Source organism: Nocardiopsis exhalans, from assembly GCF_024134545.1.
GTDB classification, from domain to species: Bacteria; Actinomycetota; Actinomycetes; order Streptosporangiales; family Streptosporangiaceae; genus Nocardiopsis; species Nocardiopsis exhalans.
Genome location: NZ_CP099837.1, coordinates 880,120 through 900,717 on the forward strand (window position 1 = coordinate 880,120; position 20,598 = coordinate 900,717).

A 20,598-nucleotide genomic window follows, 5' to 3' on the forward strand; every position below is an offset into this window, starting at 1 on the left:
GTGATCCTTTCCATCCAGGCTGTTCTGGTCATCCTTCTCCAGCTGGTGGCGATGTTCGGGCTGGGCATCTTCGGCCTGGGGATCCTCCTGGACCTGGCGTTGTCCGCCTTCAAGATCTACGTGGTCGTCGCCATCAACCAGGGCGGCCACCGGCCCCAGAACCTGGTGCGGGTGGTGGTGGGAATCAGCTTCGCCTTCGCACTGCTCAGCCTGCTGCTCGGTCTGACGATCCCCCTCGCCTTCGTGGTCGCCCTCCTGGTCACCGGTGCCATCCTCGCCCTCAACGAGAGCACGTCGGCCAAGGAGTGGTACGAGGAGACCCAGAACCCGCAGCCTTACCAGAGCCACTGAGTGGGCTCTTAGCCACTGAAGTTTGAGCGCGCCCCGGGTACCCCCGCTCCCATCAGGCTTGGGGTGTCCGGGGCGCGCGTCTGCGTGCCGCCCTTGTGCGCGGTCCTCAGAAGGGCGTCAGGGTGATCTCCAGCCCCGAGGGGCCGTGGTCCTGAACGTAGGACGCGAAGTCCTCGACGTCGTCGAAGGCGAACCCGTACGCCTTGCCGTCCTCGGTGTGGTCGTGGAAGACCCCGGCGTAGCGGTTGGCGATGTCGGCCTGGTAGAACTCGGCCGGATCGTCGGTGGGCTGCTGGGCGGTGTCCAGCAGGGTGGAGCGGTTGAGCGCCGCGCCGACGATCGCCGCGACCGGGCCGGTGATGCCGTCGTTGGGCGCGTCCAGGGCGCCGTCGCAGAAGAACACGTCACGGGTGCTGGGCCGGGGGATGGGGGACACCCCGCCGTCGAACAGCAGCTGGTCGCCCTCCACCCGGCCGGTGAAGGTGCCGGCGTTGGTGGTGACGCTCAGGTCGGTACCCGTGTAGTGCGACCACACCCGGTCCACGTACGGGTCGTAGTAGTCGGTGGGGAAGATCCCGGCGTCGAGCGCGTGTCCCGGTGCGATGATCCGGTGGTCGTCGAAGACCAGCGCGGAGAAGTCCGGGTCGGCGGCGAGCGTCTCGAAGATCGCGTCGCGGCCGCCGGGCAGGAGGAAGCCGGTGCTCTGGTCGGCGTCCCCGGTGAGCCGGATGCCGATCGGCACGCTGAACTGGTCCACCATCGAGGTGTTGCAGAACATGCCGTCCTCGTTGTGGGTGAACTCCACCGAGTCGTGCAGGACGTCGAAGCCGTGGTCGGCCTCGACCCAGCCCGCCGGGAGCTGGAGGGCGGGGTTGCCGTTCCCGTCCTCGACGACGCGGATGCCGAGCTTGCCGCCGAGGGCGAAGTAGATCCGGCCGGACATGTACGGCAGCGTCATGTCGGCGGGCAGAGCGCCCAGGGGGATCGCGTAGTCGGTGTACCCGTCGTCGGTGTTGTCGTCCACGCTGACCGGGTGGGGCGTGCCGTTGGAGTCGACCCAGCAGTGGACGTCGTTCACGAGATCGGTGCCGACGACGTACACGAGGACCTCGTCGTCCCCGTAGCGGCCGCTGTTGTTGGTCACGCTTACCGGGAGCGCTCCCACATTGGCCGTGCCGGAAGTCGGGGTGATGCTCTGGGGTCTGGTGGCGCAACCGGCTGCGCCCAGCAGCGGAACCCCGGCGGCGAGCGTGACGCCGCCCAGGAAGAGCCTGCGGTTGATCATGCTGACAACTCCTCAGTAGCGGGTGTGAAGAGGTGCGCCCCATGGAGCCAGTCAGGAGGTGTTCGCGTCAACAGGGGGAGCCGGGTGGATTCGGGTGTTGTCCGTGTTGCCCGTGGTGACGGAAGTGTAGTGTGGCACAAGTCACATCGGATGGCCGACGGTGAACTCCAGGAGCCTGATCCCGTGTGATTCGTGGTCTCCGGCGATACTGAGTCCCGCTTCCGCCGCCAGGGCCGCCAACTCCTCGCCGTCGCGCTCCCGGCCGTTGAAGTACGCGAGCATCCGCACGTCGAGCTCGGACATCTCGGCGCCACCGCCGTACTCGGCGACCAGGACGGTCCCGGTCGGCCCGGCCGCCTCGGCGCAGCGGCGCAGGATCGTGCGGGCCGAGGCGTCGTCCCAGTCGTGCAGGACCCAGCACAGCAGGTAGGCGTCACCGCCCTCGGGCAGCGGGTCGAAGAAACTGCCCTCCACCGCTCCGGCGCGGTCGGCCAGCGAGGCCCGGCGGAAGGTCTCGCGGGCGGCCGCCACAGGGCCGGGCAGATCGACCACGGTCCCGCGCGGCCGGGAGAAGCGCTCCAGCAGAGTGCGCAGCAGCGTGCCGTCCCCGCCGCCCACGTCCACCACGTGCTCCAGCGCCTGCCACTCGTACATCCCGGCCAGGATGCGCGCCTGCGCCGCCATGCGGGCGCCCATGATGTCGTCGAAGGAGGCGGACAGGTCCGGGTCCGCGGACAGGTCGTCCCAGAACGTGGACCCGCCGAAGTGCAGCCCGTAGGCGGGCTCCCCGGTGCGCAGCGCCTCGGTCAGCTCGGCCAGGCAGAGGTCGGCGCGCCCGTGCGCGCTGTCGGCCGCGAACCAGCCGACCCGCGAATAGGGGTGGTCCGAACGCAGCGCGGCACCGGTCCCGGTGAGCGAGAAGCGGTCGCCCTCCAGGGTGAACAGGCCCTCGCCCACCAGGTGCCTCAGCACCCGGGCCAGGGCTTCGGGGCGCGCGCCCACCGCCTCGCCCAGCTCCTGAGCGGTGCGCGGCCCCTCCGCCAGGTGGTCGGCGACCCGCAGCGTGGCCACCGCCCGGATCGCCATCGGGGTGACCAGGCTGGCCTTGGCCCACACCCGTGCCGCGGCTTCCCGCGCCTCCTCACCGTCCCGGTGTTCCCCGCGTTCCTCAGCCACTGCGCCCATCGAGCACACTCCAGTCCTCGGGTCGGCCTGCCCTCTCGGAAGGGAGGCTACCCAGGTGTGCCGGTTGGGGCTCCCACCGCCGGGATATTCCGCCGATTCCCTTCCCAACGGGGACAGGGTGTCTAGAGTCAGTGGAAACACTGGCCCGGGGCGGACGATCGGGAGACAGCCATGCCGGAGATCGACCTCAGCGACCTGACACAGGGAAGTGACGGTTCGCCCAACCTGCGCGCCTACCTGGCCCGGCCCGAAGGTGAGGGGCCCTGGCCCGGGGTGGTGGTGGCGCACGAGGCCTTCGGGGTCGACGAACAGATGCGCCTGCACGCCGACAGGATGGCCCGAGCCGGATACCTCACCGTGGTCCCCGACCTCTACAGCGACGGCGGCATGCTGCGCTGTGTCCGCGGGGTCATGCGCGCCCTCAGCGAGGGGCACGGGCGGGCCTTCACCGACCTGCTCGCCGGACGCGAGTGGTTGCGGGCCCAGCCCGACTGCACCGGGAAGGTCGGGGTGATCGGCTTCTGCCTCGGCGGCGGCTTCGCGATCGCCGCCGCGCCCGACTTCGACGTCTCGGCGCCCAACTACGGGTTCCTGCCCCACGACATCCAGGCGGTCGCCGCCCGCTCCTGCCCGGTGGTCGCCAGTTACGGGGCCAGGGACCGCCAGCTGAACGGGGCCGCCAACAAGCTCCGGGCCGCCCTCTACGACGCGCGGGTGCCCAACGACGTCAAGGAGTACCCGCACGCCGGGCACTCCTTCCTCAACGAGGCACCCAACGGCCCCAAACCGCTGCGCGTGGTGCTGCGCGCGATGGGCACCGGACCGCACCCGGAGTCCGCCGCCGACGCCTGGGAGCGGATCGAGGCCTTCTTCGCCGAACACCTGGGCGAGGACAAGGGCCCGCAGGACAGCGGCGGTGGGTTCGGTGGACGACACCACGGGGACGGCGGGGGAGCCACGGGTGAGGTTCGCCGCCCCCGCGTGAACGGTGCCACTGCGGACGGTCAGTCAGCGAACGGGCGGGCTGCTGACGGTCAGGGTGCCAAGGACGAGGACCGGCCCGGCCTCTGAGCCCGGACTCCTCGGACTGCCATCGGGGCTCACCGGGGCGGGCGGCTACTCGCGTCGCCCCCAGCGCGCGTCGGTACGCGTACCAGCAGGCGGCCTCGGCGGAAGCGTTCCCCTTCGACGGGCTCACGCAGCATCCGGCCGACCTCCACGAAGCCCGTTTCGGCGGCCAGCGCCGCGAGGTGGTCGATCGGCCAGCGGTAGGCCGTCACCACCTTGTGGTCGAACTCGGTGACCGGGGCGCCCTGCGAATCGAAGAAGGCCAGCAGCAGGTGGCCGCCGGGCGCGAGCACCCGGCGGAACTCGGCGAGGTAGGCGGGCAGATCCTCCGGCGGGGCGTGGATGACCGAGTACCAGGACACGGCCCCGGCCAGCCCACCGTCGGCCAGGTCCAGGGCGTCCATGGAGCCGACCTCGAAGCGCAGGTCGGGGTAGGTCCGCCGGGCGATGTCGATCATCACCGGCGAAAGGTCGACCCCGAAGACCGCCAGGCCCAGGTCCCGTAGGAGCGCGGTGATCCGACCGGAGCCGCAGCCCAGCTCAGCGACGGGCCCGGGTTCGGGACCGCTGCCCCGTACGTACTCGGCGAAGGCGGCGAGCAACCCGCGGTCCAGCGGGTGGGCGTCCAGCTCGTTCCGGGTGAGCTCGGTATACAGCGCGGCCACGGAGTCGTAGGCGTTCGCTGTTGCGGTGAGCCGCGCGGAAGCTGGTCGGGGAGAGGAGGGTTCGTTCACACCCGAAGAGGCTAGGGCGGGCCGGGCAGGCCGGCAACAGCCCCGCCGAACCGACCTCCGAAGGAGGCGACCGGCTCCCGGCCGCCTCGGATCCCGGCACCTCGGGCCCTGTCGCCCTGGGGTTCTCCGCAGGGTTGCGTGGGGGTGGCCGCAGGTCGGTCCGGAGGGCAGCCGCATTCCGGCTGAGGGCCCTTCTTCCTAGCGTCGAAGGATGAACTCCCCGGCTGTGAACTCCGACCCCGGTCGCGGCAAGGCGCCCCTCCGGGAGATCTCGATCTTCGTGCTGCTCGCCTTCGGGCTGGCCTGGCTCGTCTTCACCCCGCTCATCCTGAACGGCACCCCGCCGACCGACCCCGCCTTCGGGACCGCCACGCACGTCTACGTGTTCACCCCGGCGGTCGCGGCGCTCCTGGTCACGCTCTTCGTGTGGCGGCCGGGGAACGTGGCTCGTGCCCTGGCCCTGACCCCGTTACGGCCCCTGCGCAGGGTCGCGGGGTACTCGCTGCTGGGCTTCGCGGTGTTCGTGCTCCTGCCCGGACTGGTCCTCCTGGCCGCCGTCGCGCTCGGCGTCGCCCCGCTCGACCCGGAGGACTTCTCCGGCCTGCGCGAAGTGCTCGCGGACAGGGCCCCGGACGCGGTACTGCCGGAGACCGGATTTCCCACCGGGGTCTACCTGGCGGTCCTGGGCGGGCTCCTGCTCTCCTTCCCGGTGACGTTCCTGCTGTACTTCGGCGAGGAGCTCGGCTGGCGGGGCTACCTGCTGCCCCGTCTGCTGCCGCTGGGCGTGTGGCCCGCACTCCTGATCAGCGGCGTTATCCACGGGTTGTGGCACAGCCCGCAGCTGTACATCCACACGACACTCGGGGGTATGACCCTCCTCGACCACCTCTCGTTCCTGCTGGGCGTGGTGCTGTACGGGATCATTCTCGGCTGGCTGCGGCTGGCCTCCCGTTCGGTGTGGCCGGCGGTGTTCGGGCACGCCGCCACCATCGCGTTCCTGCCGGTCTTCGGAGCCACCCTGATGCACGCCGACGGTCCGACCCACCCCGGCCTCTACCCCGGTGGCAACGGCGGCCTGATCGGTCTGGCCGTCGTGGGCCTGGTCGCCCTCGGCATCACCCTGCTGTTGCGGAACCGCGTTGCCGGAGGCGGTGTCCCGACCGGTGACGAAGACGCGGTCGTCTCGGGCGGGGAACCACGGGGGGCCGCTTCGGGAGGGTGACCGGGGACGGGTGGTCGGCGTCCGCCAGCACTTCGACGTCGGCCCCCGCACAGCCCGCCGACCCGACCCGGCCGCACCTGCTGCGGACCCTGGCCAACGTGGGCGGGGCCGACGTCAGTCGGCTCACCGGGTCCGCGGGGGCCTCGCGCACCGCCCTCTTTCAGCACCTGGCCAAACGGCGCCTGTCCGGACTGGTCGCGTACCGCCGGGACTCGCGCCACTCCATCTACCGGATGGCCGACGGCCACCTGCGCCGCCTGGTGCTGGAGCCGCTCAACCACGCCGAGCACGTCGTCACCGGGGAACCCCCGCACGACTAGGCCGGGTACGCGACGGGGCGGCGGATGGTTCTTGGGCCGGGGCCCGCCGCTGTTCGCTCGGCGCGGCCGGACGCAGAGCGCCCCGGACGGCAGGGGCCGAACGGGGCGCTGCGTATCGCTGCTCCGGGAGCAGATCAGACGATCAGTGCCGTGTACCGTCAGGGGCGTTGCCACTGGCCGGAGGCCCCTGTGGCGCTCCCGCACGAGGCCCGGGCCGGGCTCCCGGGATCGGCGGCTGCGGTACAACGGAGGCCTGCAACCGCTCCCGGATCAGTCGGGAGCGGTGCGAGGACCGCCGGACCCCGGTGACGATGAGGATGACCGCGCCCGCGATGAGACTCACCGGGGCGAGGATGACCAGGACCAGCGTCGCGGTGATCAGCTTGGCCTCGGCGGAGGCGGTCTGCTCGAGGGTGCCGATCCCGTAGGTGCCCGGGTGCAGGTCATCGCAGCGCAGGACGTACTCACCGGGTTCTGGGGTGGAGAGTTCGGCGGTGAGCCTCCAGCTGTCGTAGGCCGTGCCGCTGTAGGAGTGCGGGGCCGTCTCCAGGTTGTCGTTTCCGTACCCCGGGCCGGAAGGTGTGTCGAGTTCACAGGCGAAGCGGTTGGCCCCGCCTTCGACGTACAGGCCCCAGTAGCCTTCCTGCCCCTCCTCGACCTGGAAGACGGCACTGTCACCGCCCTCGAACTCGGCGATGAACTCGGGCTCGGCGGTCGCGGAGAGGAGCAGGCCGACGAAGACGAGTACGGCGACCAGGCCTCCGACCGGGATGGTCAGGCCACCGATCCAGTACCAGCGGGAGCGGGGGCGCAGTTCCTTCCCGTCGATCACGGGCATGGGGCGGGGCGGGACCTGCTGATAGTGGACCGGGGCCTGGGGGTACGGGGCCTGGGGGTACGGGGCTTGTGGGTACGCGTGTTGCTGTTGCTGCTGCGCGGGGTTCTCAGGGGAAGGGTGCGACATGGTCCGTCTTTTGTCAGTTGTCGTTAGCTGTGTGGTCGGCTGCCCGTGACAGGGGTGTCCGGCTCCGTGTGTCCAGGGCCCGGGGGTCAGGTCGGGTGGTGCTGGGGAGCGTTCTGGCCCCGCGCCTGGGCTCGGGCCCAGTCTTGGTACATCCGGGCCTGGTGCTCACGGATCAGCCGTGCGCGGTAGTTGCCGCGCTTGACCCCCACCGTGATCATGACGGTCAGTGACACGATGAATCCCACCAAGCAGGAGAGCATCATCAACCCGACCGAGGCCAGCATCGCCTCGTCGTAGGCGACGGCGACGTCGGTGTCCGCGATCGCGAACTCCAGGTGGTCCGGGCCCTCACAGTCCAGCGTGTGGGTGCCGGGGGAGGTGACCACCGCGGACTCGACCAGCCGCCAATCGCCGTGGCTGTAACCGACCGGCTTCTCGGTGAACCCTGTGTAGCCGGCTCCGGACAGGTCGCAGGTGAAGCTGCTCTCGTCGTCGGGTCGGCCGGTCGAGTACAGGCCCAACGAGCCCACCTGGTCCTCCTCCACCTGGAAGGTGACACTCCCGGTGCCCTCGACAACCCCGGAGGCGAATTCGGGGGAGGCCTCGGCCGCGCTGCTTCCGAACGTCCAGAAACCGGTCGTGCCCAGGGCGAACGCGAGCGGGAGGATGAGTGCGCCGACCACCATCCACCGGCGCCGGGGACGGACGTCCTTCACCGGGATCCTGACCGGCGGCATGTGCGCGACGGGCGGCCGCTGCGGGGCGTAGCCCGGCTGGAGGGAGGGGGCCTGCTGCCCGGGATAGGGCATCGGGGTGCCGTTCGGGGACACGGGTACGCCGCCAGGGGCCACGTGCGCACGCCGGGTCTGCTCCGCGCGGCGGCGGGAGATCCTGGAGGATCGGATGACCAGTACGACCACGCAGCCGATCAGGGAGACGAAGAAGGTCAGGATCGGGGTTACGATGCCGCTGACGATCAGCGCGGGGGAGGCTCCGGGGTTGTCGCTGAGCAACAGGATGCTGATCAGCAGGTTGACCGGGAAGATCGCGCCGAACACCCAGTACCAGAGCCGGGCGGGCTTCACCCCGGGGAGGGAGGCCTCGGCGCTCGGTGCGGCGGGGACGGTGTTCGCAGCGGCGGCCGGGTGCCGCTGCGGAGCGTCCTGCGGTGCCTCGGCCGGTCGGAACTTCGGGGCGGGATAAGGCGGAGACGGTGGAAGAGCGGGAGGGGGCTGCTGCCCGGTCTCGCCGGACGGTGGGTTTTCCTCGGGGGTGGTCATTCGGGGTCCTGGTGCTTTCAGATCAGTGCGGGCGGGGGCGGTGCCGGGGAGACGTCGTCTGCGGACCGGGAGGCTGAGCGGCTGGGGCCGGTTCGCGGTCGGAGCTTCGACGGACGGCCGTGATCACCCCGACAGCTGCCCCCGCGGCCATGAACAACGGAGTACCGATGAGGACAACCGGCAGAGCAGCCGCTTCCTGAGCCTGGACCGCGTTCAGCTGTCCGGTGGTGCCCGGGCGAACCCGACACCGCTTCCCGCTGGCTCGTCACTGCTGACTCCGCGGCGGGCGAAGTGGTTTCCGGGTTCGGGTGTGTCCAGTGTCCCAATGAGCTCCCAGTCGCCGTAGGGGCCCTTCTCGTTCCCTCCCGGAGCGGAGGGGAACCGGCCTTCCACGGTGTCCACCAGCCCTGACCGGCAGTCACGGAAGTCGTGGAAGCCATGGTCGGCGTTGATGTAGACGGCCCCATGTTCCTCCTTACCACCGGCTACCCCGAATTCGATCGCCTCACCCGATCCCATTTCGTCGGCGATCTCGGGGCTCGGCCTGATCGGGAGGTGGACCAGTAGCGGGGCCAGGCCGAAGACCAGCGCGGAGGCGAGGATGAGTGCGCCTGACCACCAGTAGCCGCGTCTTCCTGTCGGCTCGCCAGGGGAACGGGGCGCGCACCTGGATGCCCAGGGGCATGGGTCATGTACGCAGTGTCGCAGAATCGTGTGACAGGTGAGGAAACGGGCGCTTGTGGGCTTGGTGACCGTTCGGGTCAGCCCCCGTGGGCCTGTTTCCACTCCTTGAGGAGGTGCTCGTGGACGATCCGTTTGCGGTGCGCGGCACGCCGGACCAGTACCACGACGACCAGGGCGGGCGGGATGACGAAGAAGAGCAGGATGCCGAGCAGGGCACCCAGCCAGTCCCCCACCACGTTGAAGGCGATACCCGAGATCAGGGGGGAGAGCACCGGGGAGAGTACCGCGACGGCGTACCAGAAGCGTCTGGGCCGCAGATTCCGCGGATCCAGGGGCGGTGAGGTGCGGGGCTGGAACCACACCGGATAGGTCGGGGCACCGGGGTGGGGCGCGATGTGCATCAGGGTGGGCGGTGGCGGGAGAAGACCCCTGCGGCGGCGCTCGGAGCCGTCCCGCATCAGGTAGATCACCACCGGCCAGACCACCGTGGGCAGGAGCGAGATGAAGGGCGCCAGCAGCCATGGGCTGGAGAGCGGCGCACCGCCGATCTGGACGCCCAGCGTGGTGATCAGCACGCCCGCCGGGAGGAACAGGGCGGTGCCCCAGTACCAGTTCCGGTGCGGGCGGACCGGCGGCAGCGCGGGCGGGGGTGCCGCTGGCGGCGGGGCAGCGGGATGGGCCGCCGCGATGTGCGGGGGAACGGGAGGAGCGAACCCCGGTGCCCGGTGCCCGGGGTCGTACTGGCCGGGGCCGTACTGCTCGGGGTACTGCTGTCCGGAACCCTGAGGCGGGTCCTGCGGGACAGGGTGTGGCTGGGGCGTGGGCGTAGGGGGTGTGGACATAGGGGGTACTGACGCCTTCCGGGTGGGGGCGGAGGGGAAGTGTCCGTACACGAAGTGTCGCAGAATCCCGGGAAGCGCCGGGAACCGGTCTCCAGTGGAACCCGGTTCCGTCGACCCCACCCGATCCCACCAGCACTGACCGCCGCACCGGACCGCCAGGTCCGTTCCCGGGCGACGCGTTGGGGTACATACGTGATGTGGCTGGGCAACTTGTCAGTAGTTCTGGCCGAACCCCTTGTCAAGACCCTCCCGCGCGGATTGACTCGGTGGCCCGAGGTGGACCTCCACCCGGGGCCTCACCCGTCGCGACGAAGGGACGCACCGATGTCCAGGGCATGGAACGCGTGGTCATGGGACACCGACCCCGACGCCCTACGCCGGGACGTGGCTGTCGCGCACGAACGCTTCACCGACTCCGGGCGGCTCAGCGCACGGGTCCGGTCGGTGGTGGGTGAGTCCTGGCGCCGCAGCGCCATGCACGGGGTGGACCCCGACCGCACCCTGGCCCGGCTCGAACTCACCGGCCCGGACCTGGACACCCAGCGCAGCGCGCACCCGCTCGCCGTGGCCATGCCCCTGCTGCGCCGCCTCCTCCTGGACAGCGCGCCCGGGCCGCAGATCATGGCGGTCGGCGACGTCTCCGGCCGTCTGCTGTGGGTGGAGGGTGACCACAAGCTGCTCAGCAACGCCGAGTCCATGCACTTCGTCGAGGGCGCCAACTGGCACGAGCGTTCGGCCGGGACCAACGCCCCCGGGGTGGCGCTGGCCGTCGACCACGCGGTGCAGGTCTTCGCCAGCGAGCACTTCAGCCGGGGCGTCCAGCGCTGGAGCTGTTCGGCGGTCCCGCTGCACGACCCCGACACCGGAGCGCTGATCGGCGTCCTCGACCTCACCGGCGAGGACCTCCTGGCCTCCCCGCAGGCCCTGGCCCTGGTTCGGGCGGCCGCCACCGCGGCTGAGATGGAGATCCGGGCCCAGCGCATCAGCGGTCTGCTGCCCGCGCCCCGGGCCGGAACGGGACTCGCGGGCCCCGGGGGTTGCGCTGATCCCGCCACCCTCACCGACTTCGCCGAACCCGTTCCGGGACCGTCCTGCCTGCGTGTCCTCGGCCGCGACCAGGGGCTGCTCGAAGCGGACGGGCGCTCGGTGGAGCTCAGCGGCCGTCACTCCGAAATCCTCCTGCTCCTGGCCCGCCACCCGCGCGGCCTCACCGGGGAGGCCCTCGGCGCCCTGCTGCACGAGCACGACGCCTCCCCGGTCACCATCCGCGCCGAGATGTCCCGGCTGCGCCGCCTGGTGGGCTCGGAACTGCTCGCCTCCCGCCCCTACCGGCTGTGCCGCCCGCTCGTCACCGACATCGACGAGGTCCGCCGCCACCTGGTCGAGGGCTCCTACCGACAGGCGGTCAACGTCTACGAGGGACCGGTGCTGCCCCGCTCCGAGGCGCCCGGGGTGATCGAGGCCAGGGACGAACTCCAGGCTGAGGTGTGCGAGGTGCTCGCCGCCAAGGCCGACCCCCGGGTGCTCCTGGCCTGGTCGGAGCATCCCGAATGGCGGGAGGACCCCCGGGTCCTGACCGCGGCCCTGCGCGCGCTCGACTCCAGCTCGCCCCGCCACGCCGCCCTGCGCGGCCGGCTCCGCTGGCTGGGCGGCTGAGTTCTCGAGCGCCCCGAGCTCCTCCGTGCTCCCGAGCCTGCGAGCCCTGGCCCCCTCCTCACGGCGCTTCCTCGCAACGCCCGCAACGTGGTCGCAACCTGGGTGTAACTAGCGTCACACCCCACTGTTCTTCGTGGCGCCGGGCAGGCGTCCCGGCGAACCTGCGCAGCAACACAAGGAGGCAGACCACCATGGCGATCTACGCTCCCCCCGGTGAGTCCGGGAGTGTCGTCCAGTACGCGTCGCGCTACGAGAACTGGATCGGCGGCGAGTGGGTCAAGCCGGTCAAGGGACGTTACTTCGAGAACCCCACCCCCGTCACCGGGCGCACCTTCACCGAGGTCGCCCGGAGCGGCTCCGAGGACATCGAGCTCGCCCTCGACGCCGCGCACGGTGCCGCCCCCGCCTGGGGCCGCACCTCAGCCGCCGAGCGGGCCGTCATCCTGAACAAGATCGCGGACCGGATGGAGGAGAACCTCGAGAAGCTCGCCGTCGCCGAGTCCTGGGAGAACGGCAAACCGGTCCGCGAGTGTCTGGCCGCGGACATTCCGCTGGCCATCGACCACTTCCGTTACTTCGCCGGAGCCATTCGGGCCCAGGAGGGCCACAGCTCCCAGATCGACGGCGACACCGTCGCCTACCACTTCCAGGAGCCGCTGGGCGTGGTCGGCCAGATCATCCCGTGGAACTTCCCGATCCTCATGGCGGTCTGGAAGCTGGCTCCGGCCCTGGCCGCGGGCAACGCCGTCGTCCTCAAGCCCGCCGAGCAGACGCCGACGTCGATCCTGGTCCTCATCGACCTGATCGGCGACCTGCTCCCGCCCGGTGTGGTCAACATCGTCAACGGGTTCGGGGTCGAGGCGGGCAAGCCGCTGGCCTCCAGCGCGCGGGTGCGCAAGGTCGCCTTCACCGGCGAGACCACCACCGGCCGCCTGATCATGCAGTACGCCTCCGAGAACCTCATCCCGGTCACCCTGGAGCTGGGCGGCAAGAGCCCGAACATCTTCTTCGCCGACGTCGCCGCCGAGCAGGACGCCTTCTACGACAAGTCGTTGGAGGGCTTCACGATGTTCGCGCTCAACCAGGGCGAGGTGTGCACCTGCCCCTCGCGCGCCCTGGTGCAGAACTCGATCTACGACGGCTTCATGAGCGACGCCCTGGAGCGGGTCGGGCAGATCGCACAGGGCAACCCGCTGGACACCGAGACCATGATCGGTGCCCAGGCCAGCAACGACCAGCTGGAGAAGATCCTCTCCTACATCGACATCGGCCGTAAGGAGGGCGCCAAGGTGCTCACCGGCGGCGGCCGGGCCGAGATGGAGGGCGACCTCGCGGGCGGCTACTACGTCGCCCCGACGGTCTTCGAGGGCCAGAACACCATGCGGATCTTCCAGGAGGAGATCTTCGGCCCCGTGGTGTCGGTGGCGCGCTTCGACGACTACGCGGACGCCATCAAGACCGCCAACGACACCCTGTACGGGCTCGGAGCGGGCGTGTGGTCGCGCGACGGCAACACCGCCTACCGGGCGGGACGCGACATCCAGGCCGGGCGCGTGTGGGTGAACAACTACCACTCCTACCCCGCGCACGCGGCTTTCGGCGGGTACAAGCAGTCCGGGATCGGGCGCGAGAACCACAAGATGATGCTCGACCACTACCAGCAGACCAAGAACCTGTTGGTCAGCTACTCGGATCAGGCGCTGGGGTTCTTCTGATGGACGGCCGCGGTTCGGACGGCTCGCACGGCGGCGAGGCGACGGTGGAGCGGGTCGCGCTCACGGAGAAGGCGGCGGCCCTGCTCAGGGAGCTCACCGCCGACCACGGCCCGCTGATGTTCCACCAGTCCGGCGGCTGCTGCGACGGCAGCTCACCGATGTGCTACCCGCTGGGCGAGTTCCGGACCGGTGCCGCCGACGTGCACCTGGGCGACCTGGACGCGGGACTCCCCGAACCGGTGCCGGTGTGGATGTCGCGGTCGCAGTTCGAGCTGTGGAGTCACACCCACCTGACCATCGACGTCGTCCCGGGACGGGGGTCGGGCTTCTCCGTGGAGGCCCCGACCGGCAACCGCTTCCTGATCAGGTCACGGCTGATGACCGACGAGGAGGCGGAGCGCTTGGAGTGACCGACCCGCTGGAGGAGGGGAAGACCGGGGCCGGGAGGCGGCACACCTCCCGGCCCCGGCTACGTGTTCCTGACGGCTAGGAGCCGCCCTCGCCGCTCCTCCTGGCCGCTTCGGCGCGGCGGGTGGCCTCCAGGCGCTCCTCCAGTTCGTCGGTGACCACCAGGTCGTGGCGGATCCGGCCGGTCCGGTACCCCACCCGGGCCGCGATGTGGCCGGCCACGGGGACGGTGATGACCTGGAAGAGCCCGACCAGGATCAGCGTGCCGAAGTCGAACACCCCGGTCTCCTCCACCGGCATGATGCGCAGACCGATACCGAGCAGTACCAGCAGCATGCCCAGTACCTGCGGCTTGGCCGCCGTGTGCATGCGGGAGAGCAGGTCGGGGAAACGGATCAGGCCCACCGCGGCGACGAACGACAACATCGCACCGGCCAGGATGCACAGGATCGCGACCCAGTCCAGCACGATGACGAGCTGCTCATGCATGGTCTTCTCCCTGTTCCCTGGTGGCCGGGTGAATGGTCTCCTCGGGCCTGACGTGCTCCTCGGGGCGTCGGGCGACGAACTTCGAGATGCTGATCGACCCCACGAATCCCAGCAGTGACAGGACCAGGAGCGTGGGCAGGATGGTGGGGTCGCGGTTGAAGGCCGCGTAGGCGCCCAGCCCGGTCAGTGCCGAGGCCAGTAGGACGTCGACGGACAGGGCCCGGTCCAGGATGCTCGGCCCCAGCAGGAGGCGGGCGGTACCGAGTAGCGAGGCCACACCCAGCAGGACGGCGATGACGGTCCACAGCGCGCTCACGCGTTCTCCTTTCCGGCCGGCGTCGCGGCCTCCAGGGCGGCGATGTTCTCGCGGGTGCCCACGGCCCGGACGATCCGCTCCTCCAGGGTGAGGATGATCTGCTTGGCCTTGCGCACCTCGGCCTCGCTCTCAGCGCCCAGGACGTGCACGTACAGGGTGTGCTCGGGCTGTGCCACCTCGACGATCACACTGCCGGGGATCACCGATGTGGTGATCGCGGTGCACACCAGCATCAGATCCGAGTCCGTGCGCAGCTGGACGGCCACCACCGAGCTGCGTACCGGCGGACCGGGGCGGAACACCTGGAGTGTGACCTGGGAGCTGGCGACCACCATCTTCCACAGGACGTGGAAGAAGAGGCGGACGCACTGCACCGGCCAGAAACGGAACCCCGGGGAGATCGGGGGCATCGGGAACACCATCATGATCACCGCGGACACCAGGAAGCCCAGAACCGCGATCCCCAGGGACTCCGGTCGGGGCTCGAAGCCCTTGAAGAGCAGCATCCACACCACGGTCATCCCCAGGGCGACCGGGATCTGTACTTTGCCGAGGCGGCGCCGGGCCGCGTTGAGCCCCCGCACCTTCCTGGCCCTCAGGTCGTTCATCGGGAGCCTCCCAGGACCGCTTCGATGTAGGGCCACTGCGCTTGGAGTTCCACGGCCGCCTCGGAGGAGTAACCGATGAGGGGGCCGGCGAACACGGTCATGGCGAGCCCGAACCCGACGAGCGCGATCGTGGCACCGACCATGCTCTTGGGCAGCACCACGGATGTCACGACGGGGGCGATCACCGTCGTGGTGTCGCTCAGCCTGGAGGACGGACCCACGGCCTCCTCCGAGGGGCCCAGTGCCGCGGTCGAGGAGTCGTCCGCCTCGGAGTCGTCCAGCACGGTTCCGGGTTCGGCCACCATGCCCTCGGCCGGGGTGCGCCAGAACGCGTAGCTCCATACCCGCGCGATGACGTAGAGCGTCAGCAGGCTCGTCATGACCGACGCGCCGACCAGCGTGTAGGCGAGCGGAGTGCCCACCTCGACACCGGCCTGCAGCAGACCGATCTTGCCGAGGAAACCGGACAGCGGTGGAATGCCGCCCAGGTTCATCGCGGGGATGAAGAAGAGGATCGCGAGCAGGGGAGCGATCTTGGCCAGTCCGCCCAGCCGGTCCAGGGAGGTGGACCCGCCCCGGCGTTCGATCAGACCGGTGACGAGGAACAGTGTGGTCTGAACCGTGATGTGGTGGGCGATGTAGAACACCGCTCCCGCCATGCCCTGCTCGGTGCCCAACGCCACGCCGAACACCATGTAACCGATGTGGCTGACCAGTGTGAACGACAGCAGACGTTTGATGTCTGTCTGCGCCACGGCACCCAGGATGCCCATCACCATGGTCGCCAGGGCCACCCACATCAGCACGTTGTTGAGCTGGGTTCCCGGAAAGAGGAGGGTCTGGGTGCGGATGATCGCGTACACGCCGACCTTGGTCAGCAACCCGGCGAACACCGCGGTGACCGGTGCGGGCGCGGTGGGGTAGGAGTCCGGTAGCCAGGCGGCCAACGGGAACACGGCGGCCTTGATACCGAACGCGAGGAGCAGGATCACCTGCAGGACCAGGGCCAGGTCCGGCGAGATCCCGGGCAGGCGCTCGCCGAGCTGCGCCATGTTGATCGTGCCCGTGGCACCGAAGACCAGGGCGATGGCGATCAGGAACAGCACCGAGGAGACCAGCGAGACCACCACGTAGATGGCGCCCGCCCGCATCCGCGACTGGGTGCCGCCGAGGGTCAGCAGTACGTAGCTCGCGGTCAGCAGGATCTCGAAGCCCACGTACAGGTTGAAGAGGTCACCGGCCAGAAAGGCGTTCGAGACACCGGCCACCAGGATCAGATAGGTGGGCTGGTAGACCGACAGCGGTGCGACCTCGGCCTTGCCCGCCATCCCCTGGCCGATCGAGTAGACCAGAACGGCGAGCGTGATCGCGGCCGAGACCGTCACCATCAGCGCGGACAGCCGGTCGGCCACCAGGTTGACACCTACCGGTGCCTGCCAGCCGCCCACGTGCACGACCTGGGGTCCGAACATGTCGGCGCCCACCATCAGCGCGGCACCGATCACCAGCACCAGCGCCAGGGAGATCACGCTCAGCCACTGCTGGACCCGCGGCCAGCGGATGCCCATGGCGAGTTTGACCCCGGCCGCGAAGAGCGGCAGCACCACCGGCAGGGGGATGAGGTAGTGGAGGATGCCGTTGAAGTAGTCCCATCCCATGGTCAGTCGTTCCCTTGCAGTTCGCTGTCCTCTGCGCGTGCCAGGCGCTCCCGCTCCGCCCGCATGGTCTGGCGGGCCTGTCGCCGCTGGGAGCGGATGCGGCGGCGGAGTTCACGCCACAGCTCGCGTTCGGCGGCGCGGTCGGCCCTGCGGTGCTCGCGCAGTCGTTTACGGCCCAGCCGGATGCGCCCTCTCAGCTCTGTGACTTGGTTGACCATGCTCTGCTGGCGGTCGGTCAGCTGGCGCACGGTCTCCTCGGACTGTTCGTCGGACCGGCCGTCCTCGGCAGCGACCTCGAATCTGGCCAGTTCGGCCTGGGCCGCCGCGATCTCGGCCTTGATACGGGCCTGTTCGGCCAGTTCCTGGGCGTCTGCGGCGGCGATGGTGGCCTGGAGCTCGGCCCGCTGACGGCGGATGTCCGCCCTCAGCCTGCGGCGTTCCTTGAGGAAGCGCTGTCGCACCGCGCGGCGGCCCTCGCCCTGGGCGATGCGCAGGTCCTCGGCGTCGTCCTGGACCTCGTCGTTGCCCTCCAGCTGCCAGCTCCGGTAGGCGAGCGCCAGAAGGAACGCCGTGATGCCCAGGGTGATGACGATCGCGGTCAGGACCATGAACTGCGGCAGGGGATCGGACATCTCGTCCGCGTCGTTGAACCACAGGATCGGGGGCCCGCCGGGCTGCCCGGCCATGGCCATGATCATCAGGTTGACGCCGTTGCTCATCACGATGAACCCCAGCAGCACGCGGGTCAGGCTGCGCTCCAGCAGCAGCACCACACCGACGGCGACCAGCACTCCGATGACGATGACGAGGGTCAGACTTGGTGAATCGTTCACGAGGTGACCTCCTCGGCGTGTGCTCGAGCCTCGACCCTGGATGTCTCGTCCGCATGTGCCGCGTCCCGCTCGATCTGTTCGTCGATACGGGCGCCCAGGCTGCGCAGGATGTCCAGGATCAGTCCGATCACCAGCAGGTACACGCCGATGTCGAAGATCAGGGCGACTGTCAGGTGCGCCTCGCCGAGGAAACCGAAGTTGACGTAGGTGTCTCCGCCGGCGAGGACGTCGCCGCCGAAGACCGCCCCTCCCAGCGCTGTGCCGGTGGCCAGGGCCAGGCCGGCGCCGATCAGGGCGCCCGGCTGGACCCACGCGGTGGCGTACAGCTCGAACCTTCCGCCCGCGAGGTAGCGGACGATGAAGGCCAGGCCAGCCACGATGCCGCCCGCGAAACCGCCGCCGACGTCGGTGTGCCCGGTCAGCAGCAGGTACACCGAGAGGATCATGATCACCGGGAAGAGGAAGCGTGAGACGACCTCGAAGATGATCGACCGGCGCTCGGTCGGGAGGCTGTCGGCGCCTGGCAGCCATGTGCGGTTCCACAGCGGTTTGACGTGCATGTTCCGCGGCGCGATCCGCAGGTCGCCCAGATCCACCGCGCCATGCCCCTTGACGGGCTCCGGTGGCTTGGTGACCGACAGGGCCATGACACCGCCGGGGGCCTTGCGGGGCTGGGCCCGGCGGCGGACGAACATCAGGCTGGCCACACCGGCGGCAGCGGCGGCCAGGACCGAGATCTCCCCCATGGTGTCCCAGGCACGGACGTCGACCAACAGCACGGAGATGATGTTGTAGCCGCCCACCTCTCTGGTGACCGCCTCGTACCCTTCCGAGATCGACGGTTCCTGGCGGCCAGCCAGGGCGAACCAGGTCAACATGGCCATCACCACACCGGTGCCCGCTCCGATGGCCATGTTCCAGATTCGGCGGCCCTTGAGCGCGGGGGCCGAGAAGTTCGCCGGGAAGCGGCGCAGTACCAGAACGAAGACCACCAGGCTCACGGTCTCGACGAGGAACTGGGTGAGCGCCAGGTCCGGTGCACCCAGCAAATAGAACAGGGCGGCCACGCCGTACCCCCCGATACCGACGAGGATGACCGCGAACAGTCGGCGTCGTACGAACAGGATCAGCAGGCAGGTGATCACGATGATCAGGGCCGGGATGATCTGCACCGGGGTGTCCCAGAGGCGGAGATCGGGCTTGGGCCCGGCCCAGATCCGACCGGTGACCATCGGGATGCCGGTGGCCACGACCAGGACGACCAGGATGGTTCCGAGGTAGACGGGCAGCGAACCGCGCTGGGTGCTACCGGTGACCTGCAGCGCCAGGTTCTCCAGCCCGGCGAGCATCCGCCGGTAGTTGCGCTCGGGGTTGACGAAGGCCAACCGGGTGCCCAGCCAGGCCACACCGTTGCGGAAGTAGAAGAGCACCAGGCCGCCGACCACGCAGATCGCGGACAGCAGGAGCGGTAGCTCCCAGCCGTGCCACAGCGCGAGGTGGGTCGTGTACTGCTCATAGGGTCCCGGCGGGACCGTGTCGGCGTAGACCGCCAGGAACGGGTCCGCCGTGCTGGAGGCCGCACCGCCGACCAGGCTCAACCCCGCCAGGACGGCCGCGGGCGCCAGGAACAGCGCCCCGGGGGCGTGCACCGGGGTGGGCCGCACACCCTCCTTCTCGAGGAAGGCACCCCAGAGGAAGCGGAGGCTGTAGGCGACCGTGAGGGTCGAGCCCGCCACCAGTCCGACCAGGGCCAGGGTGTCGAGAGCGCCGCCGTGGGTGTAGGCGCCGAGGGCGAGTTCCTTGGCGGCGAAGCCCGCGGTGGGGGGAAGGCCGGCCATGGAGGCCAGTGCCACGACCGTGATCCAGAAGGTGGCGGGCATGGAGGTGCGCAGGCCGGACAGCTCGCGCAGGTCCCGGGTGCCGGTGCTGTGGTCGATGACGCCGACCACGAGGAACAGTGTGGCCTTGAACAGCGAGTGCGCGACCAGCATGGCGATACCGGCGAGGGCGGCGGCCCGGGTTCCGGTGCCCAGCAGCGCGATCAGGAAACCGAGCTGGCTGATGGTGCCGTAGGCCAGGACGAGCTTGAGGTCGTACTGGCGCAGTGCCTTCCAGCCGCCGAAGATCATGGTGATCACACCGAAGAACAGAGCCATGCTCTGCCAGACGACGACGTCACCGAAGGCGGGGGTGAGGCGGGCGACCAGGTAGACACCGGCCTTGACCATCGCCGCGGCGTGCAGGTAACCGGAGACCGGCGTGGGAGCCTGCATGGCCGCGGGCAGCCAGAGGCTGAAGGGGAACAGCGCCGACTTGGACATCGCGCCGATCATGATCAGCACCAGTGCGGCGGTGACCACGGGACCGGACGCGGGCGGGTCGGCGACGATCTCGGAGATCACGTACGTCCCGGCGGTCTCGCCGAGCATGATCATGCCGACCAGCATCGCCAGGCCGCCGAAGGTGGTGACGGTCAGGGCCGTCATCGCTGCCCGGCGGCTCTCCTTCTTCTCGGCCTTGTGGCCGACGAGGAGGTAGGAGAAGACCGTGGTCAGCTCCCAGTAGATGAAGAGCTGGATGAGGTCGTCGGCCAGCACGAGGCCGAGCATGGCCCCGGCGAAGGCGACGAACACACCGGCGAAAAGCCCGAGACCGGGCTCTGAGTCGTCGAAGTAACGCGCGCAGTAGATCAGGATCAGCGTGCCCACGCCGGCGGCGATGAGCGTCATGGTCAGGCCGAGACCGTCCATGTGCAGGCCGAGCCGGAGTGAGAACTGGGGTGCCCACTCGACGGATTCGGTCAGCGTGCCGCCGTTGAGGACGGCGGGCAGCTGGAAGAGGGCCCACACGGTGGCCAGACCCGGGACGATCGCGAGCGCGTAGAAACCGTTACGGCCCCAGAGGCGCACCAGTAACGGCGCGACCGCAGCTGTGATGAAATGCGCGACCAGCACTGTTGTCAATGCGCCCCTCCCGGACC

At 69.9% G+C, this 20,598-nt stretch carries 20 protein-coding genes; 7 read left to right on the plus strand and 13 right to left on the minus strand.

Annotation, left to right across the window (positions count from 1 at the left end; translation table 11 throughout):
• The gene (locus tag NE857_RS03905; protein ID WP_254419833.1) at positions 1-351 is read left to right on the plus strand and encodes a hypothetical protein; all 351 of its coding nucleotides are present in this window, start codon (positions 1-3) and stop codon (positions 349-351) included.
• 106 nt (positions 352-457) lie between these two features.
• Here NE857_RS03905 and NE857_RS03910 read toward each other — a convergent pair whose 3' ends face one another.
• Positions 458-1,636: a beta-1,3-glucanase family protein gene (locus NE857_RS03910; protein WP_254419834.1), complete on the minus strand. Its 1,179-nt coding sequence runs from the start codon at positions 1,634-1,636 to the stop codon at positions 458-460.
• 141 nt (positions 1,637-1,777) lie between these two features.
• Entirely contained in the window at positions 1,778-2,821 is a 1,044-nt protein-coding gene (locus NE857_RS03915) for a methyltransferase (RefSeq protein WP_254419835.1), read from the minus strand.
• Between the two features lie 171 nt (positions 2,822-2,992).
• Here NE857_RS03915 and NE857_RS03920 point away from each other — a divergent pair, with 171 nt between their 5' ends.
• The gene (locus tag NE857_RS03920) at positions 2,993-3,892 is read left to right on the plus strand and encodes a dienelactone hydrolase family protein (RefSeq protein WP_254419836.1); all 900 of its coding nucleotides are present in this window, start codon (positions 2,993-2,995) and stop codon (positions 3,890-3,892) included.
• A gap of 29 nt (positions 3,893-3,921) precedes the next feature.
• Here the strand turns inward: NE857_RS03920 and NE857_RS03925 are convergent, their stop codons facing one another.
• Positions 3,922-4,623 (minus strand): class I SAM-dependent methyltransferase, encoded by a 702-nt coding sequence (locus tag NE857_RS03925; protein WP_254419837.1) that lies wholly within the window; start codon positions 4,621-4,623, stop codon positions 3,922-3,924.
• Between the two features lie 211 nt (positions 4,624-4,834).
• Between NE857_RS03925 and NE857_RS03930 the strand changes: the two genes are divergently transcribed.
• Entirely contained in the window at positions 4,835-5,845 is a 1,011-nt protein-coding gene (locus NE857_RS03930) for a CPBP family intramembrane glutamic endopeptidase (protein ID WP_254419838.1), read from the plus strand.
• Positions 5,842-6,165, plus strand: coding sequence for a transcriptional regulator (locus tag NE857_RS03935; protein WP_254419839.1), 324 nt, complete (start codon positions 5,842-5,844; stop codon positions 6,163-6,165). The genes NE857_RS03930 and NE857_RS03935 overlap by 4 nt, the downstream gene beginning before the upstream one ends.
• 142 nt (positions 6,166-6,307) lie before the next feature.
• Here the strand turns inward: NE857_RS03935 and NE857_RS03940 are convergent, their stop codons facing one another.
• The 4 genes from NE857_RS03940 to NE857_RS03955 all read right to left on the minus strand — a co-directional run bounded on the left by NE857_RS03940 (position 6,308) and on the right by NE857_RS03955 (position 9,935).
• Positions 6,308-7,003 (minus strand): hypothetical protein, encoded by a 696-nt coding sequence (locus NE857_RS03940; RefSeq protein WP_254419840.1) that lies wholly within the window; start codon positions 7,001-7,003, stop codon positions 6,308-6,310.
• Between the two features lie 212 nt (positions 7,004-7,215).
• Positions 7,216-8,409 (minus strand): hypothetical protein, encoded by a 1,194-nt coding sequence (locus tag NE857_RS03945; RefSeq protein WP_254419841.1) that lies wholly within the window; start codon positions 8,407-8,409, stop codon positions 7,216-7,218.
• 213 nt (positions 8,410-8,622) lie between these two features.
• Positions 8,623-8,928, minus strand: a complete 306-nt coding sequence (locus NE857_RS03950) for a hypothetical protein (RefSeq protein ID WP_254419842.1) — start codon at positions 8,926-8,928, stop codon at positions 8,623-8,625.
• A gap of 242 nt (positions 8,929-9,170) precedes the next feature.
• Positions 9,171-9,935, minus strand: a complete 765-nt coding sequence (locus NE857_RS03955) for a hypothetical protein (RefSeq protein ID WP_254419843.1) — start codon at positions 9,933-9,935, stop codon at positions 9,171-9,173.
• A gap of 324 nt (positions 9,936-10,259) precedes the next feature.
• Between NE857_RS03955 and NE857_RS03960 the strand changes: the two genes are divergently transcribed.
• The 3 genes from NE857_RS03960 (at position 10,260) to NE857_RS03970 (ending at position 13,716) form a co-directional block, all read left to right on the plus strand.
• Positions 10,260-11,591: a GAF domain-containing protein gene (locus NE857_RS03960; RefSeq protein ID WP_254419844.1), complete on the plus strand. Its 1,332-nt coding sequence runs from the start codon at positions 10,260-10,262 to the stop codon at positions 11,589-11,591.
• A 191-nt stretch (positions 11,592-11,782) separates the two neighbouring features.
• Complete coding sequence (gene exaC / locus NE857_RS03965; RefSeq protein WP_254419845.1) at positions 11,783-13,306, plus strand: acetaldehyde dehydrogenase ExaC; 1,524 nt, start codon at positions 11,783-11,785, stop codon at positions 13,304-13,306.
• The gene (locus tag NE857_RS03970) at positions 13,306-13,716 is read left to right on the plus strand and encodes a DUF779 domain-containing protein (protein WP_254419846.1); all 411 of its coding nucleotides are present in this window, start codon (positions 13,306-13,308) and stop codon (positions 13,714-13,716) included. The genes exaC and NE857_RS03970 overlap by 1 nt, the downstream gene beginning before the upstream one ends.
• A gap of 76 nt (positions 13,717-13,792) precedes the next feature.
• On the opposite strand, the gene mnhG is transcribed toward NE857_RS03970, so the two are convergent.
• From mnhG to NE857_RS04000, 6 genes are read right to left on the minus strand one after another with little or no spacing between them, the layout of a single operon-like run.
• Positions 13,793-14,203, minus strand: a complete 411-nt coding sequence (gene mnhG, locus NE857_RS03975) for a monovalent cation/H(+) antiporter subunit G (protein WP_254419847.1) — start codon at positions 14,201-14,203, stop codon at positions 13,793-13,795.
• Positions 14,196-14,519, minus strand: coding sequence for a monovalent cation/H+ antiporter complex subunit F (locus NE857_RS03980; protein WP_254419848.1), 324 nt, complete (start codon positions 14,517-14,519; stop codon positions 14,196-14,198). The genes mnhG and NE857_RS03980 overlap by 8 nt, the downstream gene beginning before the upstream one ends.
• Positions 14,516-15,127, minus strand: a complete 612-nt coding sequence (locus NE857_RS03985; RefSeq protein WP_254419849.1) for a Na+/H+ antiporter subunit E — start codon at positions 15,125-15,127, stop codon at positions 14,516-14,518. The genes NE857_RS03980 and NE857_RS03985 overlap by 4 nt, the downstream gene beginning before the upstream one ends.
• Positions 15,124-16,785, minus strand: a complete 1,662-nt coding sequence (locus tag NE857_RS03990) for a Na+/H+ antiporter subunit D (protein ID WP_254419850.1) — start codon at positions 16,783-16,785, stop codon at positions 15,124-15,126. Before NE857_RS03990 ends, NE857_RS03985 begins: the two co-directional genes overlap by 4 nt.
• 2 nt (positions 16,786-16,787) lie before the next feature.
• Positions 16,788-17,618: a Na(+)/H(+) antiporter subunit C gene (locus tag NE857_RS03995; protein WP_254419851.1), complete on the minus strand. Its 831-nt coding sequence runs from the start codon at positions 17,616-17,618 to the stop codon at positions 16,788-16,790.
• Positions 17,615-20,572, minus strand: a complete 2,958-nt coding sequence (locus tag NE857_RS04000) for a Na+/H+ antiporter subunit A (protein ID WP_254421857.1) — start codon at positions 20,570-20,572, stop codon at positions 17,615-17,617. Before NE857_RS04000 ends, NE857_RS03995 begins: the two co-directional genes overlap by 4 nt.
• Between the last annotated feature and the right edge of the window lie 26 nt (positions 20,573-20,598).